A 21,573-nucleotide genomic window follows, 5' to 3' on the forward strand; every position below is an offset into this window, starting at 1 on the left:
GACGTGGCCGAAGCCTTCTTTCAAACGGCGATGGATAGAGGCGAATATCGTAAAATGAACCCTAAGATTGTCGCCCGCATCTTTCTAGGGATGTTTACCGTCTCCGGCTTTAGCCAAACCACCATGTCAGCCGACGGCGGCTCTCCTCAAGACATGAAAGAAATGGCCGAAACGCTAGCCGATATTTTCTTGAACGGTGTGCTGCACGAGCCTGACTAAGGATTGCTAAGACACGGATTGCTAAGACACGGATTGCTAAGACACGGATTGCTAAGACACGACTTGTCAGTACATTTGTCGATGCATTTGTCGATACAATGAGGCTTGCAAATAAACTGTTTCTAGCTAATGGCCTCTAATCAGCCCCCCCAAGCCCAAACTTCTAACGACAGCAGCGATTCTGGACTAGATAGTATCCGGGCTGCGCGCCTACAGAAGGTAGAGGACTTAAAGCAAGCCGGCCAGCAGCCCTATGCCTACAGTTGGGAAATTACCCACCCGGTGGCAGAACTGCAGGCTAAATTTGCCGATCTAGCAGCAGGCACAGAAGCAGACTTTGAAGTCTCAGTTGCCGGACGGATTATGGCTCGGCGAGTCTTTGGCAAGCTGGCTTTCTTCACACTGCAAGATCAAACCGGCACCATTCAGCTCTACCTAGAGAAGAAAACCATCCAAGCCGAAATGGGCGAAGCCGACGAGCAGGCGTTTAATCATCTTAAGCGGCTGACTGACACAGGCGATATTCTAGGCGCACGCGGTACTATCAAGCGCACCGACAAAGGTGAGCTGTCGGTTAAGGTCCAGCACTATGCCATGCTGACCAAATCCTTGCTGCCTTTGCCAGATAAATTTCACGGACTAACCGATGTTGCCAAACGCTATCGTCAGCGCTATGTCGATCTGATTGTCAATCCAGATGTGCGCGATACCTTTCGTAAGCGGGCAAAGATTACAGCAGCGATTCGGCGGCATCTAGATGAGCTGGGCTATCTGGAAGTAGAAACGCCCGTTTTGCAATCGGAACCCGGTGGGGCAGAAGCGCGTCCGTTTGTCACCTATCACAACACTTTGGATATGGAGCTGTATTTGCGAATTGCAACAGAGCTGCATCTAAAGAGAATGGTTGTCGGTGGTTTTGAGAAAGTATTTGAATTGGGCCGCGTGTTTCGCAATGAGGGAATTTCTACTCGGCACAATCCAGAATTTACAACAATCGAAATGTATCAGGCATACGGCGACTACGAAGAGATGATGGCGCTGACTGAAAACATGATTGAACAGATTGCGGTAGAGGTGACAGGCAGCAAGACGATTGCGTATCAAGGCGAAACGATTAACTTTGCTCAGCCTTGGCAAAAGGTGACAATGCACGACGCCGTCAAAGAGAAAACAGGCGTTGATTTTAGTCAGATAGAGGATTTGGCTAAAGCAAAGCAAGCAGCCACAGCAGCGGGCATCGTCGAAGTAGATGCCTGTGAAAGCATTGGCCACGTGCTGAATGAAGCGTTTGAGCAAAAGGTAGAGAGTACGCTAATTCAGCCAACGTTTGTGATTGACTATCCGGTAGAGATTTCGCCGCTATCTAAACCGCACCGCAGTAAGCCGGGTTTGGTAGAGCGATTTGAATTGTTTATTGTGGGTAGAGAAACGGCGAATGGATTCTCGGAGCTGACCGATCCAATCGATCAAAGAGAGCGGCTAGAGCTGCAGGCGACCAAAAAGGAAGCTGGCGATTTAGAGGCCCATAGCGTAGATGAGGACTTTATCACAGCGCTAGAGTACGGGATGCCACCGACGGTAGGTATGGGTATTGGCATCGATCGGCTAGTGATGGTGCTGACGGATGCGGCCAGTATTAGAGATGCGATCGCCTTTCCTTTGCTCAAGCCTGAGAAAAGCGAGACTGCCGAAGCTGAGCTGTAGATAATTAAACGTGATTCTACTCATCTGAGAACCACAAATACTAGCTTTCTCAATGTGTTTAACGGCTGAGCATTAGTTCAGGTTCTGCACGATCTGGTGAGGTAATCTCTTCACCCGCTTCTGAGGCTAAGATTTCGCGCCGAACGTAAGTTTGAAACTGTTCAACATTTGTGAAGAAGCGGAAGCCTGAGCGATTTGCGATCGCTTCAATCTCTTTGTCTTCATTTAACAGGAGAGTGACAGGCTGACTGTAGCCCTGCTGCAAGCCATCGGGCCAGGCGAGATCGAGTGTTGCCAGCAATTCGTCGGTCTCTGAGTCAGCGAGGGCGTAGGCGAGTTCGCCAGAAGGTAAGTTGTGCTGAAGAATCCACTGATTGCAGCGGCTGAGACATTTATATTCTTCATCGTCAGTGACGATGCCGGGTGTAGAAGAGGCGATGCGATCTAGAATGGCTGGGCCAGGGGTCTGCTCTGGGACAGCTCCGGCGTACAGACTATCGAGAAAGGTATTGGCAGCTTGGGCAAGTAGGTTTCGGCGGGCGGTAAGGAAGTCGGCATAGTTCTCGTATTTGGCCAGCTCAGGTTCGGTAGAGATCCAGTGAGATGAGATAGTGCCGGGATGTTTGTTTTCGTAGTGAGCGAAGTATTCAGCAGGGTCGTGATTAGAGACTTTTAGGTTGGTGGCTTTGGTCAGGAAGGTGAAGTTGGCGATCGCATTTACCTCTGCTCGCTGGTAGTCAGCTGCATACAGCTTGGATTTAGGGAAAATGTGATGAATTTCTAGACTAGATAGTGAGCCTAGCAAATGCTGTGATAGCTCGATATCGTCTTCCCAGTCACGGGCTTTGCACACGCGAGTGAGTAGGTACAACAGTGGATAAAATCGGTTGTTGAGATTAGAGCCGCCGAAGTCGCCAGCGCGAATGTGCAAGTCTCCCCTATCTTGACGCAGTAGCTCGATTAGCTTAGTGAGACTGCCGTCGCGGCCCTCGATAGCCTTTAGGTCTTTGCGGAGAACAGACTCAGTAGAGCCAGAATAGCGACCCCAAAGCATCGTGTGAATATACCAGTAGAGTAGCTGATCGCGTTCTTGGTGGTTTGGGAAGTGGCCGCCTCGCTGGTCGAGGTAGCGGGCCATCAGTGGGAAGGCATAGACGCTACCAAGGACGCGAGCATGGTCTAGCCCGAGGCGAGCTGAGATCACGTTGAGCAGAGTGTCTATCGCTTTTTCGGTGGCGATTAGCCCTTTTTGAAAGCGCTCTATAGAGACATCTTTGAGCCCACTAAAGCTAGATTCATTGGTGATAACAGCGGTGATGCAACGTAGGAACCAGTCTAGTTTGAAGCGAAATCCGGCTTTCTCCCAACGCTCAATTCTGCTTTTTAACTGATCGCGGGCTTCTGGCCAGGCAGCGCAGATGCGGGCTAGGGCCAAGTCACCTTTGGAGAGCTTGGTGCCGCCGCTGTTGACTTTGTTGAAAATTTCGACGACTTCATCGACGGTTTTGTCTACCCCGGTGACGGTTTCAATGTGGAAGTCGCGTTCTTTGATGTTGGTGATGCTGTTGAGGCGGTGGCAATAGGTGTCGATTAGGGTTTGGTCGTCAGTGGTAGCTGCGATCGCGCCGTAGCTAAATCCAGTTTGCATTAGCTTGGTGACGCTGATCCATAGAGGATTGTCTTTCATGCGGGTAGGCATGTAGAAAGAGAATGTTTCTTCAGCAAAGTTGAAGTATAGTCCGGTGAAAGCATCGCGATTGCCGTCAAAAAAAGCAGGGGCTTTACCTCGAATGAGTCCATAGAGAGACGTGATACGCTGCTGACCATCGAGTAATAGCTTGACAGTGCCAGCGCTGAGCTTGCCATTGCCTCTAGATTGGTCAATTGCCTGTTCGGTTTGGGTTTCCCACACCAGGAGGCTACCGACAGGATGCCCCTGATAGAGAGAGACCATGAGACGGCGCACTTGCTCACGATTCCAGACATAGCCACGCTGAAATTCGGGGAGAGCAATTCCGCCCATGTCGATCTGGTCAAGGAGGGTGCTGAGCTTCATGGATATGGCCTGGGACTCATTTCATCTTTTGCTGATTTAGAGTATGCCCAAGCGTTATGAAACGTTTTCGGGAAGTGCAATCAATCGCCAGCGTCTGTAGTTCGTAATGATGATACTAAAAGAAGAAGATCACGCGACACGAATAGCTTCCTTCAATACAGAGTCGCGTATGATTGGCTTGAGCTTTTTTCGAGAAACGAGATCAACGGAGCAGCCAAAAAGGTCTTCTAAAAAAGACTTAAGACCCATATAGCCCCGAAGTGTTGCTGGACCTTTGAACTCTACTAGAAAGTCTAAGTCGCTACTGAGTGCTGCTTCATCACGGGCAACAGAGCCGAACAGTTCTAAAGACTGAATATTAAAGGTTTGAAGGGTATTCGAGTTGGCTTGAATACGGTCTAAAACAAACTGACGGTCCAGCGACCTGGCTAATTGATGGCTTTGGTCTGACTGAGAGGTTGGCTGGTGGATCATTTCGCTTGTGCCGCTGAGATACCTGTAATTATCAAATGAATGCTCCAAGCATAGGGCGTAAGCGTTGCTGGTAGTACCGACGATGGCTTTGTTAAAAGCCAACACAAGGATGACATAGACGTACTGACCTTTTATGGAAAAAACCGATATATCTTGCTTCGATGGAGAACACGGGCGAAGATCGCTGTGTCATCTTCAAAGAAGAATCCAATACGGTAGTCTCCTACACGAATACGATAGGCCCTATCGGCTGCTTTCAACCTCTTCAGGTTACGAATATCTGTAAAGCCAGCAGCGGCAGGAATGGATTCAAAGGTGAGTCGCCGGATGGTAGCGTAGCTAGTGGTGCTTTTGAGTGCTTTGAGCTCCTTGATAAAGCTTGGCAGATGACTCAGTCTTTATCAACATCAAGTGCGTTAAGCGCTTCAGCTAAGCTAAGAGGCTTTTCATGCTTTACCTGTTGCATAGCCTGGTATAAACCTTGATCTTCTATAGCTTGAAGGAGATGCCGGTAGTCATCTAACTGCAGAACGACTTGACGCACCTGGCCGCTTTCATCGGTTACGAGTTCTTTAACGAAGGGATAATCTTCTGATTGGGTAGGTGTCATCGTAGTTTTATGCTCTCCTCAGACCCACGTTAAAACAATTCAGTCAGGTTAGGTTTACTATATCGCTTTTTGAATTGCGCCTATGCGATGCGATGATCGGTGACGCGATCGCATTTCTCAAAAGGCTTTTTACCCAAGGGTGCGGAAGCGTCTGCTGTCGAGCAAAAGAATATCTCAATGCTTTATAGCTAAGTACAGGCCAGTCAGAATCATGACGCTACCGGCAAACATATTGATAACTTTAGTGGCTTTAGCGTTTTGAAAGAACGATTTTGCACTGTTTGCCATGTAGGCATAGCCAATCTTGACACTGCCGACAGCAAGGACTGCAGTCACTACGATCAGACCAGCATCTATAAGAGAAAGCATTGATAAATCGACAAAGGCGGGCAAAAATCCCATGTAGAACAAAACTGCTTTTTGATCGCCTAGTGTAATCAAAAGTCCGCTCAAAAAGCTAGAGAGCCAGGAGGATTTTCTAGCGCCTCTAATCTCTCTCTCGACTGGCCTCGATCGGCACAAGCTAATGCCCAGCACAATTAGATAAGCGCTGCCTAAATATTTCAATAAAATATACCATTCATTGGCTGTTTCAGCCACTACTGACAGTCCATAAATTGCAATCAGAATAAAGATAATATCTCCTGCAACAATGCCCAGTGCGGTCACAAGTCCATGGATAAATCCAGATGCGATCGCCCTAGTAACCACCGTCAGAACGCTGATACTGGGAATTGCTGCTAGCACCACCATCGCTGTAAACAATGCAATTAGACTACTGATAGTCATCGTTCATGTAAACATAAACAATCACACTGTACACAAAGCTAGGGACGTGCGGCTAGGGACGCACAGAAAAGACGGTATGAGCTTATCTGGACTATCGTCATCTGGCTAAGTGATGGCACGCTCTACTGACAACCGAATAAAAAGCTGTGATGCCAGGCCCAAAGAACATTTAAGACCATTCTCTAAACCACAGGGGTGAGAATTTGGCCGAACTTGGTAAAGCCTGAAAATTCAAAACCAAAGTTGTTGAGGAAATAGCTAGAATAGGTTGTCTCATAAGGTCGAAACCCCACAGACTCGTATGCTTTATAGGCGCGGTCATTGGCGTTGACGACCATGATTCCTACATGGAGCTGATCTTTTTGCCGAGCTTGCTCCAGTAGAGACCGCAGTAAAAACTTACCAACACCCTGCCCCCGCGCTTCAGCAACAACTGCAACGTATTCAATAATCCAAGGAGCCTGGGGTTTGAGAAATGTAGGTTTCGGATCGTGTCCCAAAACTTGGAAATAGCGATCGCAAAATTCTGTTTTTGTCTGTACTGGCCAACCCAAAGCTTTGGCCAATTTATCCATTTGTTCAAGACGGAGCGGTCGATAGTCCTCTTGGGTAGCCGCGTAGATACAGGCTGCTGCTACTAGCTGCTCATCGCGTTCCACAATCAAAAAATCATCAATTTGACAGTGAGTGGCTTTGGTTGTGAGCATAGCGGCAAGGAATGCTTCTGTCTCGGTTGGAATACCCTCTAACAAGTCATCCCAAAAGCAGCGCTTCTCTGACGAGAGAAGCGCCTCATAAACAACATGGGCTAAAAATGAAACATCAGCGGCGGTCGCCAGACGAGTGGTAAGCATTTATTCTTTCCAAGACATACAATCAGTATGTATTTAAGATAAGTCACTTTATTTGGACTGTCAAGATACATACCGTCTGTATGTTTTGTTAACTTCCTTCCACAAGGCAATCTGATATGGCTACCAAACTCACTAAGGCCGAACAAACTCGTCGTACCCGCAGGGCTATTCTTGACCGGGCTCGCCAGCTCTTTGCTAGTCAAGGCTATGCTGCTACTGGAACGGAGGAGATTATTCAGGAGTTAGGAATTACGCGAGGAGCGCTATACCACCAGTTCAAGGGGGGCAAGCAGGCTGTGTTTGAAGCGGTGGTGGAGGAAGCCTACAGCGAAATGACCACTCATATTACGTCTCAAATTCATATGGGGGAAGCTGATTGGGAGCAGCTAGTGCAGGCCGCACTAGCCTGTTTAGAGCTCGCACAGCAGAGTGACCTGCGCCAGATTGTTTTTATTGATGCCCCAGCCGTGCTGGCCGTAGAGACGTTAGTTCAGTTTGACCAGTATGGATTTGGCCTGCTTCAAGAGGCGATTCAGCGAATGGTGAAGCAAGGGCAGCTCGATGTTGTTGATGCGGAGGGGTTTTCTCACGTGCTCAATGGAGCCTTGAACGAGTTAGCTGCTTGGGTAGCCCAGTCTCCCGATTCTACTCGATTACAAACTGCCCAGGATTTGGTTAAAGACCTGCTAGAGAAACACCGCGCTATGTAGGCGTTCGTTGATATACGTCTAGATTCCATACGCCTTACCTTGTAGCTTGCCTTAAACTTGCGATTTATAGTCAGGAAACTTGAGCTGTGCATATCTCTTCATGCATTTAGCCAGTGTGTGCAATCTCTTACGGTGTAATTCCAGATAGATGAACTTAGCACCTGGCTTATCGGCTTCGTCAGCAAGAACTTTGGAGGCTATATGGAGTTCCTCGACGCTAAAGGTGTTCATACTTCTCTTGAGGATCTCGGAGGGTTGCTGTATCTCTTCAGGTGTCATTTATCTCGCGTTGGATTATAAAAGGTTAGTTGGCTATTTGTTCTGCTGATGAATCGAACACTGATCTGCATCGAAAGGCTATTGCTATAGGATATAACAACTGAACACTAGCAAAACCAGAGTGAAATTGAAGAAAAGAGCAACACTATAGTAGATTCAGGCTAACCACCAAACTAGTCCAATAGCATGGCTCATGATAAAACTCATTATCCATCCGAGCAAGATTCTATTCTAAAAATTGCCAGGCTCCAGTCAGTTGTAACGCGCGATCGCCCCCGGTGGTCAAAAGGAGACCGCCGAGGGCGATAGAGAGGTCGATAGAGAGATTACCCTTCAGCCCAAGCTCGTTTATCCAAGTGAGCTGACAGGCTCTACAGTGAACGCAACCACCATATCGTTAAAGTCAGCATCACCTAGCCCAGGCAGATCTTCAAAGCCGATTGCATTGTTGCCTAGCAGCTTCACATGATCGTTGTTGTCATTAGCACCCAAGAATGAGAAGTAGGTTTGTGGCTGATCAAAGTTGGGGTCTTCTACCGTGATGTAGGTTCCAAATAGATTGTTGCTGATGACAGCATCAATTGTTGTAGATCCGTTGTCACTGGTAGATAGCGAAACGTCTTCAACGGCTCTACCAAGCGCTGCCGCTTCGTAACCGTCATCGCCAACCTGGAAAGTCTGATCTTCAAACGTCACCTGTCCGGTCAGATCATCGACGATGTAAAGCCCTACGATACTGTCATAGCCAGCTTCACGGAATACCGAGAAGGTGACGTTAGAGTCCCCGCTTTGACCTGTAAAATCGAGCGCTGCTGCCTCGTTGTCATCATCACTATCTACCACAAGATTAGGCGCACTAGTCCCATCGTCTGTCGTGAGAGAAAGGGTCGAGTTACCAAAGGTTAGAACGCTGTTACCGTCATCATCGACTGAAGTGATTCCGGGGGTGGTGCCGCCGTCTGTATCGACTAGCTCAAACCGCAGGCGATCGCCCTCGTCAGCCTCCAAACTAAAGCTAGGCGTAAAGCCAGAAGCTAGCTGTCCTGCCTCTAGAACCGAGAATGCACCCACCTGGGTATCGCTATCTGCACCAACGCTAAAGACTCTAACCTCGCTGGCATTGCCTACTTGAATGTCGCCTAGGTCGAATCGAACTGCATTAGCACCGCCGAGATCTGTAAGCTCGACGGTGCTGCCGTCGTCGCTGGGTGTGAAGGCAGTTGGAACATTGCCGTCATTAATCACCGTGTCTTCTCTGAAGGCTAAGTTCTGTAGGCGAGTATCCTCCGCGCGGGAAGTGTCTGCTGCTGAGAAGGCAGTGTCTGCGGTGGCAAAGTTGTCTAATAGATACTCAGCCAAGGCATCTTGTTCGGTGCCGTCCGGCGCGAAGTCAGCGTCACCTGTCTTTGGTGCTTCTTCTGATTGCTCAAGGCTGACCACATTGGCATCATCACCGGTTGGAAATGGATAGCCATCGCCGCCGCCTGCCAAGAAGCCTAGCGTGACTAGGCGGAAAGTCCGACCAGCGTCGCCGACCAGTTCGCTATTTTGAACAATTACATCCGCGTCTTCGCCGTCCTCATCTAAGACGACGAGCGATCGCACCCGATCGCCAGGGTCTCTTGTTAGATCAAAACTGAACTGAACACCTGCCACCTGCGGAAACTGGCCAGCCGTCACGCTGTCATCGGGCGCAGCCGCCGAAATTCCATGTTCAACAACTGCCAAGAGTTCTTCAGCAGTTACGGTTACTAGCGTCAGACCGTTGTTGAATCTCAGCGAGTTGGCAATGTCTGTTTGAGAAATTCCGCCTGCGGGCTTGACGCCAGGAATTTCTTCTGTGGGCAATCTTTCGGGTTCGCCCGTGCCGCCTGGTGGAATCAAAACCTGGCCAATGTCATCGCGAATACCGCCGCCGTTTTTGATCGAAATGACCACAGAAGAATCGGTTTCTTTGGCGATCGCTAAATTAGCATCTGCGGTCAAATTACCGAAATTAGTCTCCTGTGTTCGTACGTCGCTGCGTACACCGTTGAGATAGACATCGCTGATGCCAAAGACATTACTCTCTGTCGCCAGAATTTCGGCTTCTATTTCATCAACAATCTGTTGAATTTCTGGATCGACTAGGTTCTGTGCATTGAGATCGGCTACACCTTGCTCGTCAGTGGCGTAGGCACCGCTAACCTCTGCATCATAGCTATCTGTTAGCAAAATGCCTTCGTTGTTGAAGTCGATGACTAAGCGGCCAATATACTTGTAGTTACCATCCGTGTTGACAACTGCAACAGGATTATCGTCTACATCTGTTGTAAAGATGGGATAGGAGCCTTGGTCGGTATCTCCGGTTCTAGGGCGATCGTTTTCATCAAACAGGCGAGTGTTTGATCCGCCCGCTACGATAATGTCGACGCCGCTTAGCCTACTGGCTAGTGCCTGCTCAATGCCGATTTGCTGCATATGAGATATCAGCACAACTTTGTTGAGTTCCGGGTCAGAAGCCAGTAGCTCATCTACGTCCGATTGGATTTCAGCAGCTAGTGCATCTAGCTGCGCCTCTGTCGGCGTAGCATCAAAGTCTGCTGGTAAGACAGTGACATCACCAGGGTTAGAGATAGACGTGATAGTGGGTGTTGTGGCACCGACTACACCAATCTTTTCGCCATTCACATCGATCACTGTTGTAGCTGCGATGCTGTTGGGTTTGGGTGCTTGATCGTCTTCGACCACTAAATCTGCCAGATTATCGTCTGTGCTGAAGTCGAGGTTGCTGCTGAGATAGGGGAAGTTTGTACCAGCGAAGTCCAAGCCGTCGCTGTTAGGATCTTCGAGATTGATATCGATCTGGCCGCGCAGCTCGCCGTCTGAATTGTTGGCAGTGTTTACCGTTACATAGAGCCCATCCGAGAGCAGTGTAGCGGTTTCAGCCTCGGTTAGATCAAACGTTCCTGAAAACTCGCCAGTAGAGGTGTCTTCGTCGTCAAGCTCTACCGCCAAATTCCTTAATAGAGGGCCGTTGAAGTTAGCATTACCGGTTCGAAGCTGGATACCGCTTGGATCATTTCCATCGTCATCTGCGTCTCCTGCGGCGGCTAGGGCGCTGGTTAAATCGTTAAATTCACCCGAAATAGTCAAGCGGTTGCCTTTCAAGCTAGCAGAAAAGCTACTAGTAGAGTCCGTGTTAGAAACCGCAGTATCGCTCACTATTTGAGATTCTTCTAGCTCAAGACTTTCAGCTAAAATCTCGCCTGCGACGAGGTCTCGTATTAGGTCAGTGCCCAGATCAAATTCGTGGTTGCCCAAGGCGATCGCATCAATTCCCAATTCATTTTGAATCAAAATATCAGCTCGGCCTGGACCACCATAGATGCTGTCACTCGCCGAAAAGAACAAACCTGGAATAATCGCATCGCCCGAGGAGAGTACCAGCGTGTTATCAAATCTGTCATCGTTTCTTAGCGCGTTTAGCACCGCCGACGCATTGGGCGCATCCTCTATTGCCGGAATGCCTGCTTCTTGATCCGCTAGGTGCAGCAGCTCTAGCGTGAAATTAGCGTCTGTTGAACCTTCTAGCGTGATTTCGTTGATACTCACCGTCGATGACACTTCGTTGGCAACGGCTAGCAGTGCCTCACCCGTTGGACTCTCTGCCGCCGATATAAAGGACAATCCCTCGGGCGCAATATCCGCGTCGTCGCGAATATATTGTTCAAACTCAGGGGAGCTCGGATCGGACAGGTCGTAGACCAGAATGCCGCCGCCTGCTCGTTCTAAACCGACAAAAGCATAAGGCGTGCCGTCAACAACGCCAACTGTCAGCGCTTCTGGCTCTGCGCCCTTGTTGTCAGAGCGAGTATCAAAGGCATCGGACGAGCCGTCGTTGGCGTTAAACAGCTCTGGAGCTAGCTCAGCGGTGAGCTGGGCAATCTGATCGCCGCTATCGAAGATGATATTGCCGTTGCTGTCTAGTACCGAGAACGACCGACCACCATAGGCAACAATTCTGTCGATGTCGCCATCGCCGTCGGTATCGCCGTCAATCGAAGAAATCGTCAGCCGCCCTAACTCGTCATCAGCGAGCAAAGCCTGGTCGATTGACTCGTCTAGACTGAGCCCATCGCGATCTAGTGAAATCACATCGCCAATATCTTTGAGGCGAATTGCCTCTCCTCGCCCTGCTTCATCGGCGTCGCCGCGATCGTCACCTTCGTTGGCGATCACGTAAAAGGTTTCACCGTTAGATGCAAACGAAGCAATAGAATCAGGCATGTACAGACCGAAAACTGGCTCTGTATCGATGTTGATAGCCCCATCGTCGGATTCGTCTTCGTTGTCGGTATTGCCATCGCGATCGCTTGCATCCAATCCATTCCCCGCTAGACTGTGATCCTTTAGACCCAGCGGCTGAATCTCGCTCACCGTGGCTGTCTCGATATCAACGATGGCGATCGCATTATTTTCTTGCAGGGTGACAAACGCCGTCGTGCCATCGGGTGAGACCGCAATATACTCAGGCTCTAGATCGCTCGCAACATTGTCTTCGATATCCGGGAAAAGCCTGACGCCATCTGCTCGCAGTTCGGCTGCTCGTCCGTTGAACTGCTTGAAATCAGCCGTGGACACCACTGTCTGGTCGAGCGTAGCAAAATCACCAGAGACATCAATAACGCTGACGGAACCCTCTGGGTCGATTAGGGTAGTCGAGTCTTCTGAATCGCCTGCCTCACCCGGCTCTCCTTCATTAGCCACCAGAATCTTGGAACCATCGGGCGTAAAGGTGACCATATCAGGTAGGGCACCGACCTCAAACACCTGCACCCCGTCCGTGATGTTTTCAGCGCTCAAGCTGCCATCACTGGCAATAATGGACTCGACCTCAGCGAGATCGACAACAACAACAGCCCCGTTATTGGTCACTGGCTCAGACTGTAGTGCGATCGCTAGCAGCCCGTTACTCGCACTGTAGGCAACGCTGTTTGCACCTGAGATCGCACCAGGCGGCGCAAAATCAGCAATATCTATCGCTGTTTGCAAGCTGGGCACGGTGGGGTCAGCGAGGCTGATGACCTGGAGCACCGTCCCTCCTGACACCGCATATAGAAGCTCTCGACTGGCATCGTAGGTAATGATTTCAGCGCCATTTTCGCCCGCCTCAAAACTACCGATCCTTGACAAAGACAGTGACATTCTCTAATCCTTTCTTTTCACTAACAGCTCATCTGACAACACACGATGTACCCAGTCATTCCAAGATCCTCGTAAAGCTACCAAAGAACGGCTGCGGTTAAGTAAAGAGAAGGTTATGAGAGGATTATCAGTTGGGTTAAATGCTGTGGTGTTGCATTGGGTGCATTCCACCTGTGCAGAGCTATCGAGCCCTCATCCCCTAACCCCTTGCTCCCAAGGGGAGAAGGGGAACCGGATTCAAAGTCCCTCTCACGATGGGAGAGGGATTTAGGGTGAGGGCAAGCGATAACTTACGAAAGTGGGATGCACTCAGTCGGATCGGCCTGCTAGAAAAGATCAAGCCCAATCAAGATCGGATCGTGATCTGAAGCGCGAAAGGGCGTATTGCCATCAAACAAAGTCGGATCGCGATCAAAGTCTAAGTTGTAGTCGATTGCATCTGGCTCGTCTGCGTTGATGTGCCATTCAGTGACGCCCGTTACCTGGCTCAGTAATGATTCGTTAGCTAGCGCGTAATCCAAAGTGCCTAGCTGCCCATTAAAGACATACGAATATCCACCCGCGCCTATAAACTGCTGGGCCAGGTCGGTATAGCCGGCATTCTCTAGCGTCACAATCGGCTCTTCTTGGGCGTAGGCGTTGAGATCTCCCACAATTAGGAAATCTGGATCGTCGCTGCCAGTCGGATCGCTAGCTAGCCACGCATTCAGCGCCGCTGCGCCTCTGACTCTGGTGCCGTTAAAGTTGCCTTGACCGTCGCCAATATCGGCATTGTCGCCGCTGCCGCTGCCGCCTTTGGATTTGAAGTGGGCGATCGCCATCGTAAATAGCTCTCCGCTTTCTATCTCTTCAAACGTCACTGCCAGCGGTGCTCTGTTCGTACTCGGTCCATCAAATACAGGCACACTGGCCTCTAACGCAGGCAGATCCAGCTCAGGCAAGTCAGCATCGGTTAAAGTTTCCACTGTCGTTCCTAGCGCGATTCTCACAGTTTCTGTTCTATAGATCGCACCAACAGAAATCGCATCGCTCGTATCGACAAAAGACTCTCCAGGAGAGACAAACGCATAAACGTCTGCGCCCGCGCTGGCATTGAGCGCTTCGACTAGGCGGGCGATCGCAAACTGACCATCGCCATTAGTATCAACAAACTCATTTTCTAGCTCAACTAGCCCTACAATATCTGCATCTAGACCTTCGATCGCCGTTACCAGCTTTTGTAGCTGACGGTCAAACTCCGGCGGCGTGTCAGCTCCACGAGGTGAAATTCTGTTGGGGCCGCTGCCTGGATTGCCAGGAGTATCTAATGTTGTAAAAAAGTTCAACACATTTAGAGCCGCTACTTGGAGTGAGCCGCCGACCTCTGCGGGTACCAGAGGCCGCTCGTTGGTTGGCTGTAGGTCAATTCCTTGGTTCGTCTGGATGCGATAGTCACCAAAGTCAAAGCTCAGTACGCCAGTCAATCCGGTGATCGTATCGCCGCCACGCAGCAGATTGGTAGCGCTCAGCGGCTGACCGCCCTGGCCTAAAACCAGCGTGTCTGGGTTCTGTTGGGTGCTGCCATCATCGACAATGATTTGCCGCAGGGCGATCGCCCGTTCGTACTCAGCTAAACCAGCGGCATCTGGCGGATTAAACTGCGTAAACTGATCCAAGCGGCCATCGGTGCCAGGCGCATTGCTAGGCCCATCGGCAGACAGTCTGATCTCGCCAAAGCGATCGAGGTTGAAGTATTCAGTGACAAATAGCTGCTGAGGAATGGTTACCAGCATTCCTTCTGCCGATTCTAAAACAGCTTCAGAAGCGAGGGGAAAGTCAATTACAGCAGGCGTAGGTAGCTCTGCTCTGTCGTCAACCACTGCGCTAACCACTACGCTCGTAACATCTGTTAGCGCTGTCAGACTGTCAAATCTTTCTGCCACAGTGCCAGTGACTTGGACGCGATCGCCTACTGTCACATCCACCCCAAACGCTTCATCGAATATAAACAGCCCTTCAGACGTGGCATTATCCTCATCTGAATCGACCGCTTCTTCTTGCAGATAAAAGCCATTCAACCCTGCCTCCGTCTGGAAGTCTCCAACCACGACTGCTTCCACACTCACCTGTTCACCCACCAGAGAACTGGTCGCACCGTCTCCTTGAATGGTGCTAATCAGGGTGAATTGATCGGCGTCATCCGGTAGAAAAGCTGGTGGCTCTGGCGGCTCTGGCTCGGTGACAATCTCTCCGGTCGCAAAAGTTCCCACTGGAAAAGGCATCGTCGCGGTTGCATTCGATGCTTCGTCATCTAGCGCGTCTGGCCCGCTAAAAATCCAGTTATTCGGCCCAAAGGTTCCATCCGCTGCCGTCTGATTCATCCGATACGCCCAGCCGTCACCATAGTCCCAGGGCTCTCCATTGCCATCGACATCCACATCGCCAAAGACATCGATCACTTCGCCATTCTTGAATAGCTCAATCGCGTCATCGCCGTTGATGTTTGCGGCTCCTGCCGTATCCGTAGGCGCAAAGCCAAAAAAGCTAGTAAACCCGGCTGACTCGCTAGCCACGTATAGATAGTCGCCTGCTCTGGCCGAGCCTGAAAATGTGTATTCCTGCCCGTCTGAGCCGCCGCCATTATTCGCCGCACCAAAGCCGTACAGGCTCAGATCGCTAATATCGTTCACGACATAGAACTCAATCGCCTTCGGCAATCCGTTGGATAGCGAGCCGTCAACCACACCCGTAATAATTAAATCAAACATAGTTTTCTATAGATTCTTTAGAAGTTATTTTTAGAGAGCTTTCAAGCTTTCTTAGGTAGCGAGAGTCAGTACGGACAGCTTAGAACACAGCAGTCTGAAAATTAACAGAAAGTCTCCTTAAAGAGATGAAGAAAAGGTTATCAGCAGATTAACAACCAGCTTGGTATCAATGGTCTATTCTCTCTGTGAAATCATCTCTCTTCAAAAGAAAGCAACAGTTTTCGCAACAGATTCGATAGGACTTCTTTGTCTGTATCGTCTAGCGAATTCAATATGCGATGCTCGTTAGCAACATGAGCAGTGACGGCAGCATCGATCAAGTCAAAGCCTTTGTTTGTCAGCCGGATGAGTGTACCTCTGCGATCGCGTTCATCTGGCACCCGTTCTACTAGATCTGCATTCTCTAGGCGATCGATTCGGTTGGTCATCGTTCCAGAAGAGACCATCATCGACTTAAACAGCTCTGTAGGCGAAAGCTGATAGGGCGCACCCGAGCGACGAAGCGTAGCTAGCACATCAAACTCGCCTAGCTGCAGACCAAATTCTGCAAACGTTGCACCAATTGCTTTGCGAAAATGGTGAGCTAGCCGAGTGGTTCTGCCGATCAGACCCATTGGCGATACGTCCAGGTCGGGGCGTTCTTTGGCCCACTGCGCCAGTATGGTGTCAACGGGATCTTTTGCAGTTGAGTCGTTGTCGGCAGAGCCTGAAGCCATTAGAGCAGGATGTCTGAAACTGGATGAATGCAATCTTACCATCCAGACAAATCTCACCCTCTTGGCAAAAGTATCTTGACGCTAAGACAATTATGCTATTATCTTGATACTAAGATACTTATCATTAAGATAAATGAGCTGAGATAAACGAGCTGAGATAAACGAACTTAGACAAACTTAGACAAACAAGCTGGAGATAAATGAAACTTGCATCTTCCCGTCTGCGGGATATTCTGCTGACCGCGATCGCCCCAATCTCATGGGGCACCACCTACATCGTGGCGACTGAGTTACTGCCGCCTGGACATCCACTATTGGTCGCTTCGATGCGATCGCTTCCTATCGGAGTTTTGCTTACTATCGGTCTACGCCAGCTTCCAAAAGGCATCTGGTGGTGGCGAATGCTGGTTTTAGGAGGCTTGAATATCGGCGTTTTTCAGGCGCTGCTCTTTGTGGCGGCCTATCGCCTGCCCGGTGGTGTGGCCGCGACCGTAGGGGCAATTCAGCCCTTAGTCGTGGGTTTACTTGCCTGGGGAATGTTGAACCAAAAGCCTTCTAAACTTTCTATAGCAGCCGCGATCGCCGGCTGTATCGGCGTTGGATTGCTTGTACTTGGCCCGACTGCCCAGCTCGATACACTTGGCGTGATTGCAGCGCTAGCCGGGGCCGGGGCAATGGGTTTAGGTACTGTACTCGTAAAGCGCTGGCATCCGCCCGTTTCTCTAATTGTTTTTACTGCCTGGCAGCTAGCAATTGGTGGACTGCTACTGCTGCCTGTGGCGCTAATGACAGAAGGCCCCTTCACCGAAATTACTAGAACAAACCTATGGGGGTTCATCTATCTAGGACTGGTCGGGACTGCACTTGCCTACGCGCTTTGGTTTCGTGGCATCGATCGGCTCAATCCCACCGCCGCGTCTTATCTCGGATTGCTTAGTCCGGTAGTGGCCACGCTGGTTGGATATATCTTTTTACAAGAAACCTTCTCTATTATTCAAACAGTGGGCGTTGTGATTGTGCTGCTTAGCGTTGTCATCGGCCAAGAAAGCCAGTCACAGCATCAGCCAGCACGCAAGTTCAAAGTATTTCAGAAATGAAATTAGAAAGCCAAAAACATAGCAAGGAGAATTAATGCAATGACTCAAGCAATTCAACGAATCAACCCTTCAGCTCTAGGTGCTCCTTCTGGCTATGGATTTACGAATGTTGTAGTTGTTCCTGCGGGTAAAACTTTGATCTTTTTATCAGGTCAGGGCGGCAGAGACCAGCAGGGACAGATGGGTAGTTTCGAGACGCAGCTCAAGCAGGCTTTTGACAACTTACGAAAAGGCTTAGCTGCGGCGGGTGCTGTTCCAGAAGATGTCGTTAAGATCACCGTGCTTTCAGTCGATCACAACGCTGATAAGCAGAAGCTGATTTCGGCTGAACGGAATACTCTGTGGCCAGATAAGCTAGTCAAACCCGCCAGCACACTGATTCCAGTTCCTCGGCTAGCGGGCGATGACATGCTCTTTGAAATTGATGCGATCGCCGCCATCTCACCTGCTCAGAAAAGGCATACGTAAAGGAGTCATCTGTTAGGCGTCTCTTCAAAAGCGTCTTTTGCTATGGCTTTGATCGTTTGCGTCATATCTTGATGAATCTAATGCAGTTGGGATTGATGAAAGAGGATAGGTAGTCTCTGTAATCATAAGCCCCATATCATTCCTATATGAGAAGTTTTCTTCTCCAACGTTCATCGATCTACCTAACAATATGGATATGACAACATACATGCTACATAAAGATAAAAAGATTAGAACGGAATCTGACAACAACTTTAGCCAATGCCGTCTAAACAGACTCCAAAGCGCTGAGCAGACAAGCCCTATAAACGATACACCTACTAGCAGTAACGATAGAAAAGACAGTATGAGGGAGCGCAGGCTAACTTCAGTCGCTAGTATTAATGGAAACACTGCTAGCAAGAAAGATAAAACCGAAAAAAGGCATACAGCAAATGATATCCACCAACTGTTGATGTAGGCAGACATGCTTTTCTTTATACGTCTTCTCATATCTTGTCTAGTGAAATTAACTTCTATCTCTTCTTTGAAAAAAGAAAGCTCTACTAAGCTGATTCAGTAGTACAGCTACTAGATCAACTAGAGGATCTCTTAGTAGACGGTCATACAATGCAAATCCTTCTATAGGTAGACAGTAGTCATGCTAGTTTCTACGCTGAAACTACACGAGTCTGAGCTTAACTGTCAGGCTGCGTGTTAGGAGTAATGCGAATTTCTATATTGCTGCCTAATGTGTTCAAAAATCGGAAAAGACGTTCTATGGAAAATCCAGACAGTTTGCCGCGCATCAAAGCTGAAACTTTAGGCTGATCTATTCCTAATAAATTCGCTGCCTCCACTTGGGTCAGGTTTCGCTGCGAGATGATATCACTAATCTGATCGGCAAGTTCTGCCTTCATCAATAGTCCATCAGCATCAGGCAACCCTAAGTCTGCAAAGACATTGCCACAACCAGAATTTATACCTTCAGTCATCTAACCCATCCTACTGTCTTACCTTTGTATGCTGCTTCCTATTAAGTTCTGTTAGCCTGTTAACCGTTTGCACCTATAGCAATACCTCTTATGAACAAACCCGCGCTTTCTCCCGATCAAGTCATTGAAACGCTCAACTGGCGCTATGCCACCAAAGCGTTCGATCCAGACAGGAAAATTCCAGACGATGTTTGGCACGCTTTAGAGCAGAGCCTGGTGCTAGCACCTTCCTCTTTTGGCATGCAGCCCTGGAAGTTTTTTGTGGTTCGCAATCCTCAAATTCGTCAGCAGCTAGTCGAAGATTCTTTTAATCAAACGAAGGTGGCTGAAGCGTCTCACCTGGTTGTTCTGGCTATCAAGAAAGATATTAGCGCTGACGATGTGCCTGACTATGTCGATCGCGTTTCAGCGGTACGCAATGTGCCAAAAGAAAAGCTAGAAGGCTTGGCAAACTTGATCAAGGGGTATCTGCAAGAGCCGCCTTTTCCACTGCAGCCCGATAAGTGGTCGGCTAAGCAGGTCTATCTAGCGCTGGGTTTCTTTTTATACAGTGCGGCCCTGTTGGGCATTGATACCTGTGCGATAGAAGGGTTTGTTCCGGCTAAGTACGATGAGATATTGGGACTAGCAGAGCAAGGATATTCTGCGGTTGTTCTGTGTGTGGCGGGCTACCGGGCCGAAGGCGACCAGACGGCTGATCAGGCTAAGGTGCGCTACGAGACCGATCGGGTCGTGGCGTATATCGATTAGTTGCACAAAGAGTTGCGCCAAAAAGTCTCAGCAAACACTCACTTAATTATCAGGCGCGATCGCCTACAATCTCCTTCAATAGTTTTGTTGAAGCCGCCTTTTGTCCTCTTTGCCCCATCTCACACCGCCGCTCGAAAAGCTGAAGCTACAGCTAGCTCAGGCGCTGGCCGATTTGCCAGTGGCTGCAATTGCCTCAATAGATCAGGCTGAGGCAAATCAGGCCGAAGCCGCTGACACCGAAGCCGCCGCTGAAGCCACTGATCTCAAGCTGTTAGCTCACGGTGAAGCCAATGCCATTTTTAGGCTGAACCAAGATCGGCTCGTTCGGGTGGCGATCAATACGCCCAATCAGCGCTTTGGCGGCGATTTCAGCCAGCTCAGTAGCTTTGAGGCGGCCATCTTAAACTACCTAAAGGGAACAGGCATCAGCCAAGAACTGCTGCACGCCCAGACCACTCCTAGTAACGAGTTTCCCTATACGTATCTAATTACTAACTATCTCTCAGGGAAGCCACTGAATTACAGCCGTCCGCATCTACAGCGGTGCGCTCACACCCTAGCCCAACTTCACCGCTTACCGCTGGAGAAGGGCTATGAAAGCGTCGATTGGCTCTGCCCGCCAGTCCAGCGAGTCGAAAAGCCGCTGACTCTATTTTTTCAAGAGTCTTGGGACTATGCTCAGCCTTACCTAGACTCTGCGGACGCCGATCCAGATATTGTTCGGATGCTGCAAGATGTCTTGGCTAAAGCTAAGCAACGGCTGCCGCTAGAAAGTCAGCTCTTAGCTCATCCCCATGTTTGCCTGGTGCATAGTGACCATACTTACGAGAACTGGGTGATTAACGACCAGAAAGCTTTTTTAATCGACTGGGAATGGGCGGAGATTGGCTCACCTGCTGGAGACTTGGGTCATTTTCTGTCACCCGTGACGGTGCGACGCTATCAGGACTATCGACTGCCCGCTGCCGATCGGCAATTTTTTCTGACAGCGTATTATGATGCCCTGAACGATGCTGAGCTGGCTAAGACAATGCAGATCCACTTTGCGGCTTTTGGGGCGTTCCCGGCGGTACGATCGCTCTGCTGGACGGCGGGCTATTGGGTGACGGCTAATCGCTGGTACGCCAACGAAAAGGGCGCAAGCGCTACAGAGAGAATGGCACGTTTGCAGAAAAGCCAGCAGCAGTTTTCTGAGCTGTGGGCCGAAGTGATGGATCTGTTGGAGGTGTCTTGACGATGACAGGCAATGCACCGGGTAATGCACTAAGCCACCACTCGCAAAGTCAAGGTGGGCTATCAAGATGGCTAGCGCGATCGCAGCAGCTTTGGAGCGATTCTCACTGGAGCGCCTACTTGCGGCTGTTGCCAGCGCTGACGATTGTCGGCGTTCTGTTCGGCGGTGGGCTGCTGCTGGCGCTGGGTCAAAGTGTGGGTCTGCTCGGCATTACGAATGATGGCACGCTGTCAATGGCGGCTTATCAGCAGGCGTTTGCCAGTCGAGCTTTTTGGCAGTCTTTACGGCTGAGTTTGATGCTGGCGATCGCGACTACGGGGCTATCGACGCTATTGAGTATTGGACTAGCTTTGCTGCTGCAGCGAGCGGGCCGATGGGCTAGCTTTGCCTGTCAGCTAACGCTGCCGATTCCTCATCTGGTCGGGATTGCGGGTATCTTATTGCTGCTTTCGCCCAGTGGATTGATCTCCCGGCTGTTGCTGAGCCTGGGTCTGATTGCCTCCGATCAGGACTTTCCGCTGTTGGTGAATGACCGGGCGAATATCGGCGTTTTGGTTCATTTTTTATGGAAAGAAGTGCCGTTCATGACGCTGATTTTGCTGGCGGTGCTGCGCGGGATTCGGCCTGAGTACGGGATGCAGGCACGGGCGTTGGGGGCTCGGCCCTGGCAATGCTTTTTGCATGTGACGCTGCCGCTGCTAAAGC

Annotated in this window: 17 protein-coding genes and 3 pseudogenes; 8 read left to right on the plus strand and 12 right to left on the minus strand. The window is 49.8% G+C overall.

The genetic code is table 11. The features are described from left to right. Positions 1-219: pseudogene (locus IQ256_RS22770) on the plus strand (TetR/AcrR family transcriptional regulator); the annotation flags it as partial. 129 nt (positions 220-348) lie between these two features. Further along, a complete protein-coding gene (gene lysS, locus IQ256_RS22775; protein ID WP_193857989.1) occupies positions 349-1,923 on the plus strand; it encodes a lysine--tRNA ligase in 1,575 nt (524 codons plus the stop codon). A gap of 58 nt (positions 1,924-1,981) precedes the next feature. Here lysS and IQ256_RS22780 read toward each other — a convergent pair whose 3' ends face one another. The 6 genes from IQ256_RS22780 to IQ256_RS22805 form a co-directional block, all read right to left on the minus strand. Next, positions 1,982-3,979 (minus strand): DUF262 domain-containing protein, encoded by a 1,998-nt coding sequence (locus IQ256_RS22780; protein WP_193857990.1) that lies wholly within the window; start codon positions 3,977-3,979, stop codon positions 1,982-1,984. A 129-nt stretch (positions 3,980-4,108) separates the two neighbouring features. Beyond that, positions 4,109-4,558, minus strand: a complete 450-nt coding sequence (locus IQ256_RS22785) for a nucleotidyltransferase family protein (RefSeq protein ID WP_370623524.1) — start codon at positions 4,556-4,558, stop codon at positions 4,109-4,111. 26 nt (positions 4,559-4,584) lie between these two features. Beyond that, positions 4,585-4,848 carry a type II toxin-antitoxin system RelE/ParE family toxin gene (locus tag IQ256_RS22790; RefSeq protein ID WP_193858005.1) on the minus strand — a complete coding sequence of 88 codons (264 nt, stop codon included), beginning with the start codon at positions 4,846-4,848 and terminating at the stop codon, positions 4,585-4,587. Then, positions 4,845-5,063 carry a hypothetical protein gene (locus IQ256_RS22795; protein ID WP_193857991.1) on the minus strand — a complete coding sequence of 73 codons (219 nt, stop codon included), beginning with the start codon at positions 5,061-5,063 and terminating at the stop codon, positions 4,845-4,847. Before IQ256_RS22795 ends, IQ256_RS22790 begins: the two co-directional genes overlap by 4 nt. A gap of 174 nt (positions 5,064-5,237) precedes the next feature. Next, entirely contained in the window at positions 5,238-5,852 is a 615-nt protein-coding gene (locus IQ256_RS22800; protein ID WP_193857992.1) for a LysE family translocator, read from the minus strand. A gap of 182 nt (positions 5,853-6,034) precedes the next feature. Further along, positions 6,035-6,706 carry a GNAT family N-acetyltransferase gene (locus IQ256_RS22805; protein ID WP_193857993.1) on the minus strand — a complete coding sequence of 224 codons (672 nt, stop codon included), beginning with the start codon at positions 6,704-6,706 and terminating at the stop codon, positions 6,035-6,037. 116 nt (positions 6,707-6,822) lie between these two features. On the opposite strand from IQ256_RS22805, the gene IQ256_RS22810 reads away from it, so the two are divergent. After that, complete coding sequence (locus IQ256_RS22810; RefSeq protein ID WP_193857994.1) at positions 6,823-7,416, plus strand: TetR/AcrR family transcriptional regulator; 594 nt, start codon at positions 6,823-6,825, stop codon at positions 7,414-7,416. A 627-nt stretch (positions 7,417-8,043) separates the two neighbouring features. Here IQ256_RS22810 and IQ256_RS30515 read toward each other — a convergent pair. The 5 genes and pseudogenes from IQ256_RS30515 to IQ256_RS22825 all read right to left on the minus strand — a co-directional run bounded on the left by IQ256_RS30515 (position 8,044) and on the right by IQ256_RS22825 (position 16,345). Next, the gene (locus IQ256_RS30515; protein WP_370623525.1) at positions 8,044-10,155 is read right to left on the minus strand and encodes a 5'-nucleotidase C-terminal domain-containing protein; all 2,112 of its coding nucleotides are present in this window, start codon (positions 10,153-10,155) and stop codon (positions 8,044-8,046) included. A 393-nt stretch (positions 10,156-10,548) separates the two neighbouring features. Beyond that, positions 10,549-11,301, minus strand: a pseudogene (locus IQ256_RS30520) (CHRD domain-containing protein); the annotation flags it as partial. Between the two features lie 60 nt (positions 11,302-11,361). Further along, positions 11,362-12,882, minus strand: a pseudogene (locus IQ256_RS30525) (choice-of-anchor I family protein); the annotation flags it as partial. 326 nt (positions 12,883-13,208) lie between these two features. Further along, positions 13,209-15,629, minus strand: a complete 2,421-nt coding sequence (locus IQ256_RS22820) for an ExeM/NucH family extracellular endonuclease (RefSeq protein ID WP_193857996.1) — start codon at positions 15,627-15,629, stop codon at positions 13,209-13,211. A 191-nt stretch (positions 15,630-15,820) separates the two neighbouring features. Next, positions 15,821-16,345, minus strand: a complete 525-nt coding sequence (locus IQ256_RS22825; protein ID WP_193857997.1) for a MarR family winged helix-turn-helix transcriptional regulator — start codon at positions 16,343-16,345, stop codon at positions 15,821-15,823. 200 nt (positions 16,346-16,545) lie between these two features. Here IQ256_RS22825 and IQ256_RS22830 point away from each other — a divergent pair, with 200 nt between their 5' ends. Beyond that, entirely contained in the window at positions 16,546-17,442 is an 897-nt protein-coding gene (locus tag IQ256_RS22830; RefSeq protein WP_193857998.1) for an EamA family transporter, read from the plus strand. Between the two features lie 39 nt (positions 17,443-17,481). Continuing rightward, complete coding sequence (locus tag IQ256_RS22835) at positions 17,482-17,910, plus strand: RidA family protein (protein ID WP_193857999.1); 429 nt, start codon at positions 17,482-17,484, stop codon at positions 17,908-17,910. Between the two features lie 677 nt (positions 17,911-18,587). Here the strand turns inward: IQ256_RS22835 and IQ256_RS22840 are convergent. Then, positions 18,588-18,884: a helix-turn-helix domain-containing protein gene (locus IQ256_RS22840; protein WP_193858000.1), complete on the minus strand. Its 297-nt coding sequence runs from the start codon at positions 18,882-18,884 to the stop codon at positions 18,588-18,590. Between the two features lie 90 nt (positions 18,885-18,974). Between IQ256_RS22840 and IQ256_RS22845 the strand changes: the two genes are divergently transcribed. The 3 genes from IQ256_RS22845 to IQ256_RS22855 form a co-directional block, all read left to right on the plus strand. Then, positions 18,975-19,634 (plus strand): NAD(P)H-dependent oxidoreductase, encoded by a 660-nt coding sequence (locus tag IQ256_RS22845; protein ID WP_193858001.1) that lies wholly within the window; start codon positions 18,975-18,977, stop codon positions 19,632-19,634. Positions 19,635-19,734: 100 nt separating this feature from the next. Further along, positions 19,735-20,868: a phosphotransferase gene (locus IQ256_RS22850; protein ID WP_193858002.1), complete on the plus strand. Its 1,134-nt coding sequence runs from the start codon at positions 19,735-19,737 to the stop codon at positions 20,866-20,868. 2 nt (positions 20,869-20,870) lie between these two features. After that, positions 20,871-21,573 (plus strand): ABC transporter permease subunit (locus IQ256_RS22855; RefSeq protein WP_193858003.1); only part of this gene is annotated, 703 nt, incomplete at its 3' end.

Origin of the sequence: cf. Phormidesmis sp. LEGE 11477 (genome assembly GCF_015207105.1) — a bacterium.
In the GTDB taxonomy this organism is placed as follows: Bacteria; Cyanobacteriota; Cyanobacteriia; order Phormidesmidales; family Phormidesmidaceae; genus Phormidesmis.

What these genes read in the sequence shown, in the direction of transcription:
- IQ256_RS22820 (WP_193857996.1), bottom strand. Translation starts at nt 15,629, where the DNA reads ATGTTTGATTTAATTATTACGGGTGTGGTTGACGGCTCGCTATCCAAC.
- IQ256_RS30515 (WP_370623525.1), bottom strand. Translation starts at nt 10,155, where the DNA reads ATGCAGCAAATCGGCATTGAGCAGGCACTAGCCAGTAGGCTAAGCGGC.
- IQ256_RS22830 (WP_193857998.1), top strand. Translation starts at nt 16,546, where the DNA reads ATGAAACTTGCATCTTCCCGTCTGCGGGATATTCTGCTGACCGCGATC.
- IQ256_RS22845 (WP_193858001.1), top strand. Translation starts at nt 18,975, where the DNA reads ATGAACAAACCCGCGCTTTCTCCCGATCAAGTCATTGAAACGCTCAAC.
- IQ256_RS22800 (WP_193857992.1), bottom strand. Translation starts at nt 5,852, where the DNA reads ATGACTATCAGTAGTCTAATTGCATTGTTTACAGCGATGGTGGTGCTA.
- IQ256_RS22835 (WP_193857999.1), top strand. Translation starts at nt 17,482, where the DNA reads ATGACTCAAGCAATTCAACGAATCAACCCTTCAGCTCTAGGTGCTCCT.
- IQ256_RS22810 (WP_193857994.1), top strand. Translation starts at nt 6,823, where the DNA reads ATGGCTACCAAACTCACTAAGGCCGAACAAACTCGTCGTACCCGCAGG.
- IQ256_RS22795 (WP_193857991.1), bottom strand. Translation starts at nt 5,063, where the DNA reads ATGACACCTACCCAATCAGAAGATTATCCCTTCGTTAAAGAACTCGTA.
- IQ256_RS22825 (WP_193857997.1), bottom strand. Translation starts at nt 16,345, where the DNA reads ATGGCTTCAGGCTCTGCCGACAACGACTCAACTGCAAAAGATCCCGTT.
- IQ256_RS22805 (WP_193857993.1), bottom strand. Translation starts at nt 6,706, where the DNA reads ATGCTTACCACTCGTCTGGCGACCGCCGCTGATGTTTCATTTTTAGCC.
- lysS (WP_193857989.1), top strand. Translation starts at nt 349, where the DNA reads ATGGCCTCTAATCAGCCCCCCCAAGCCCAAACTTCTAACGACAGCAGC.
- IQ256_RS22840 (WP_193858000.1), bottom strand. Translation starts at nt 18,884, where the DNA reads ATGACTGAAGGTATAAATTCTGGTTGTGGCAATGTCTTTGCAGACTTA.
- IQ256_RS22780 (WP_193857990.1), bottom strand. Translation starts at nt 3,979, where the DNA reads ATGAAGCTCAGCACCCTCCTTGACCAGATCGACATGGGCGGAATTGCT.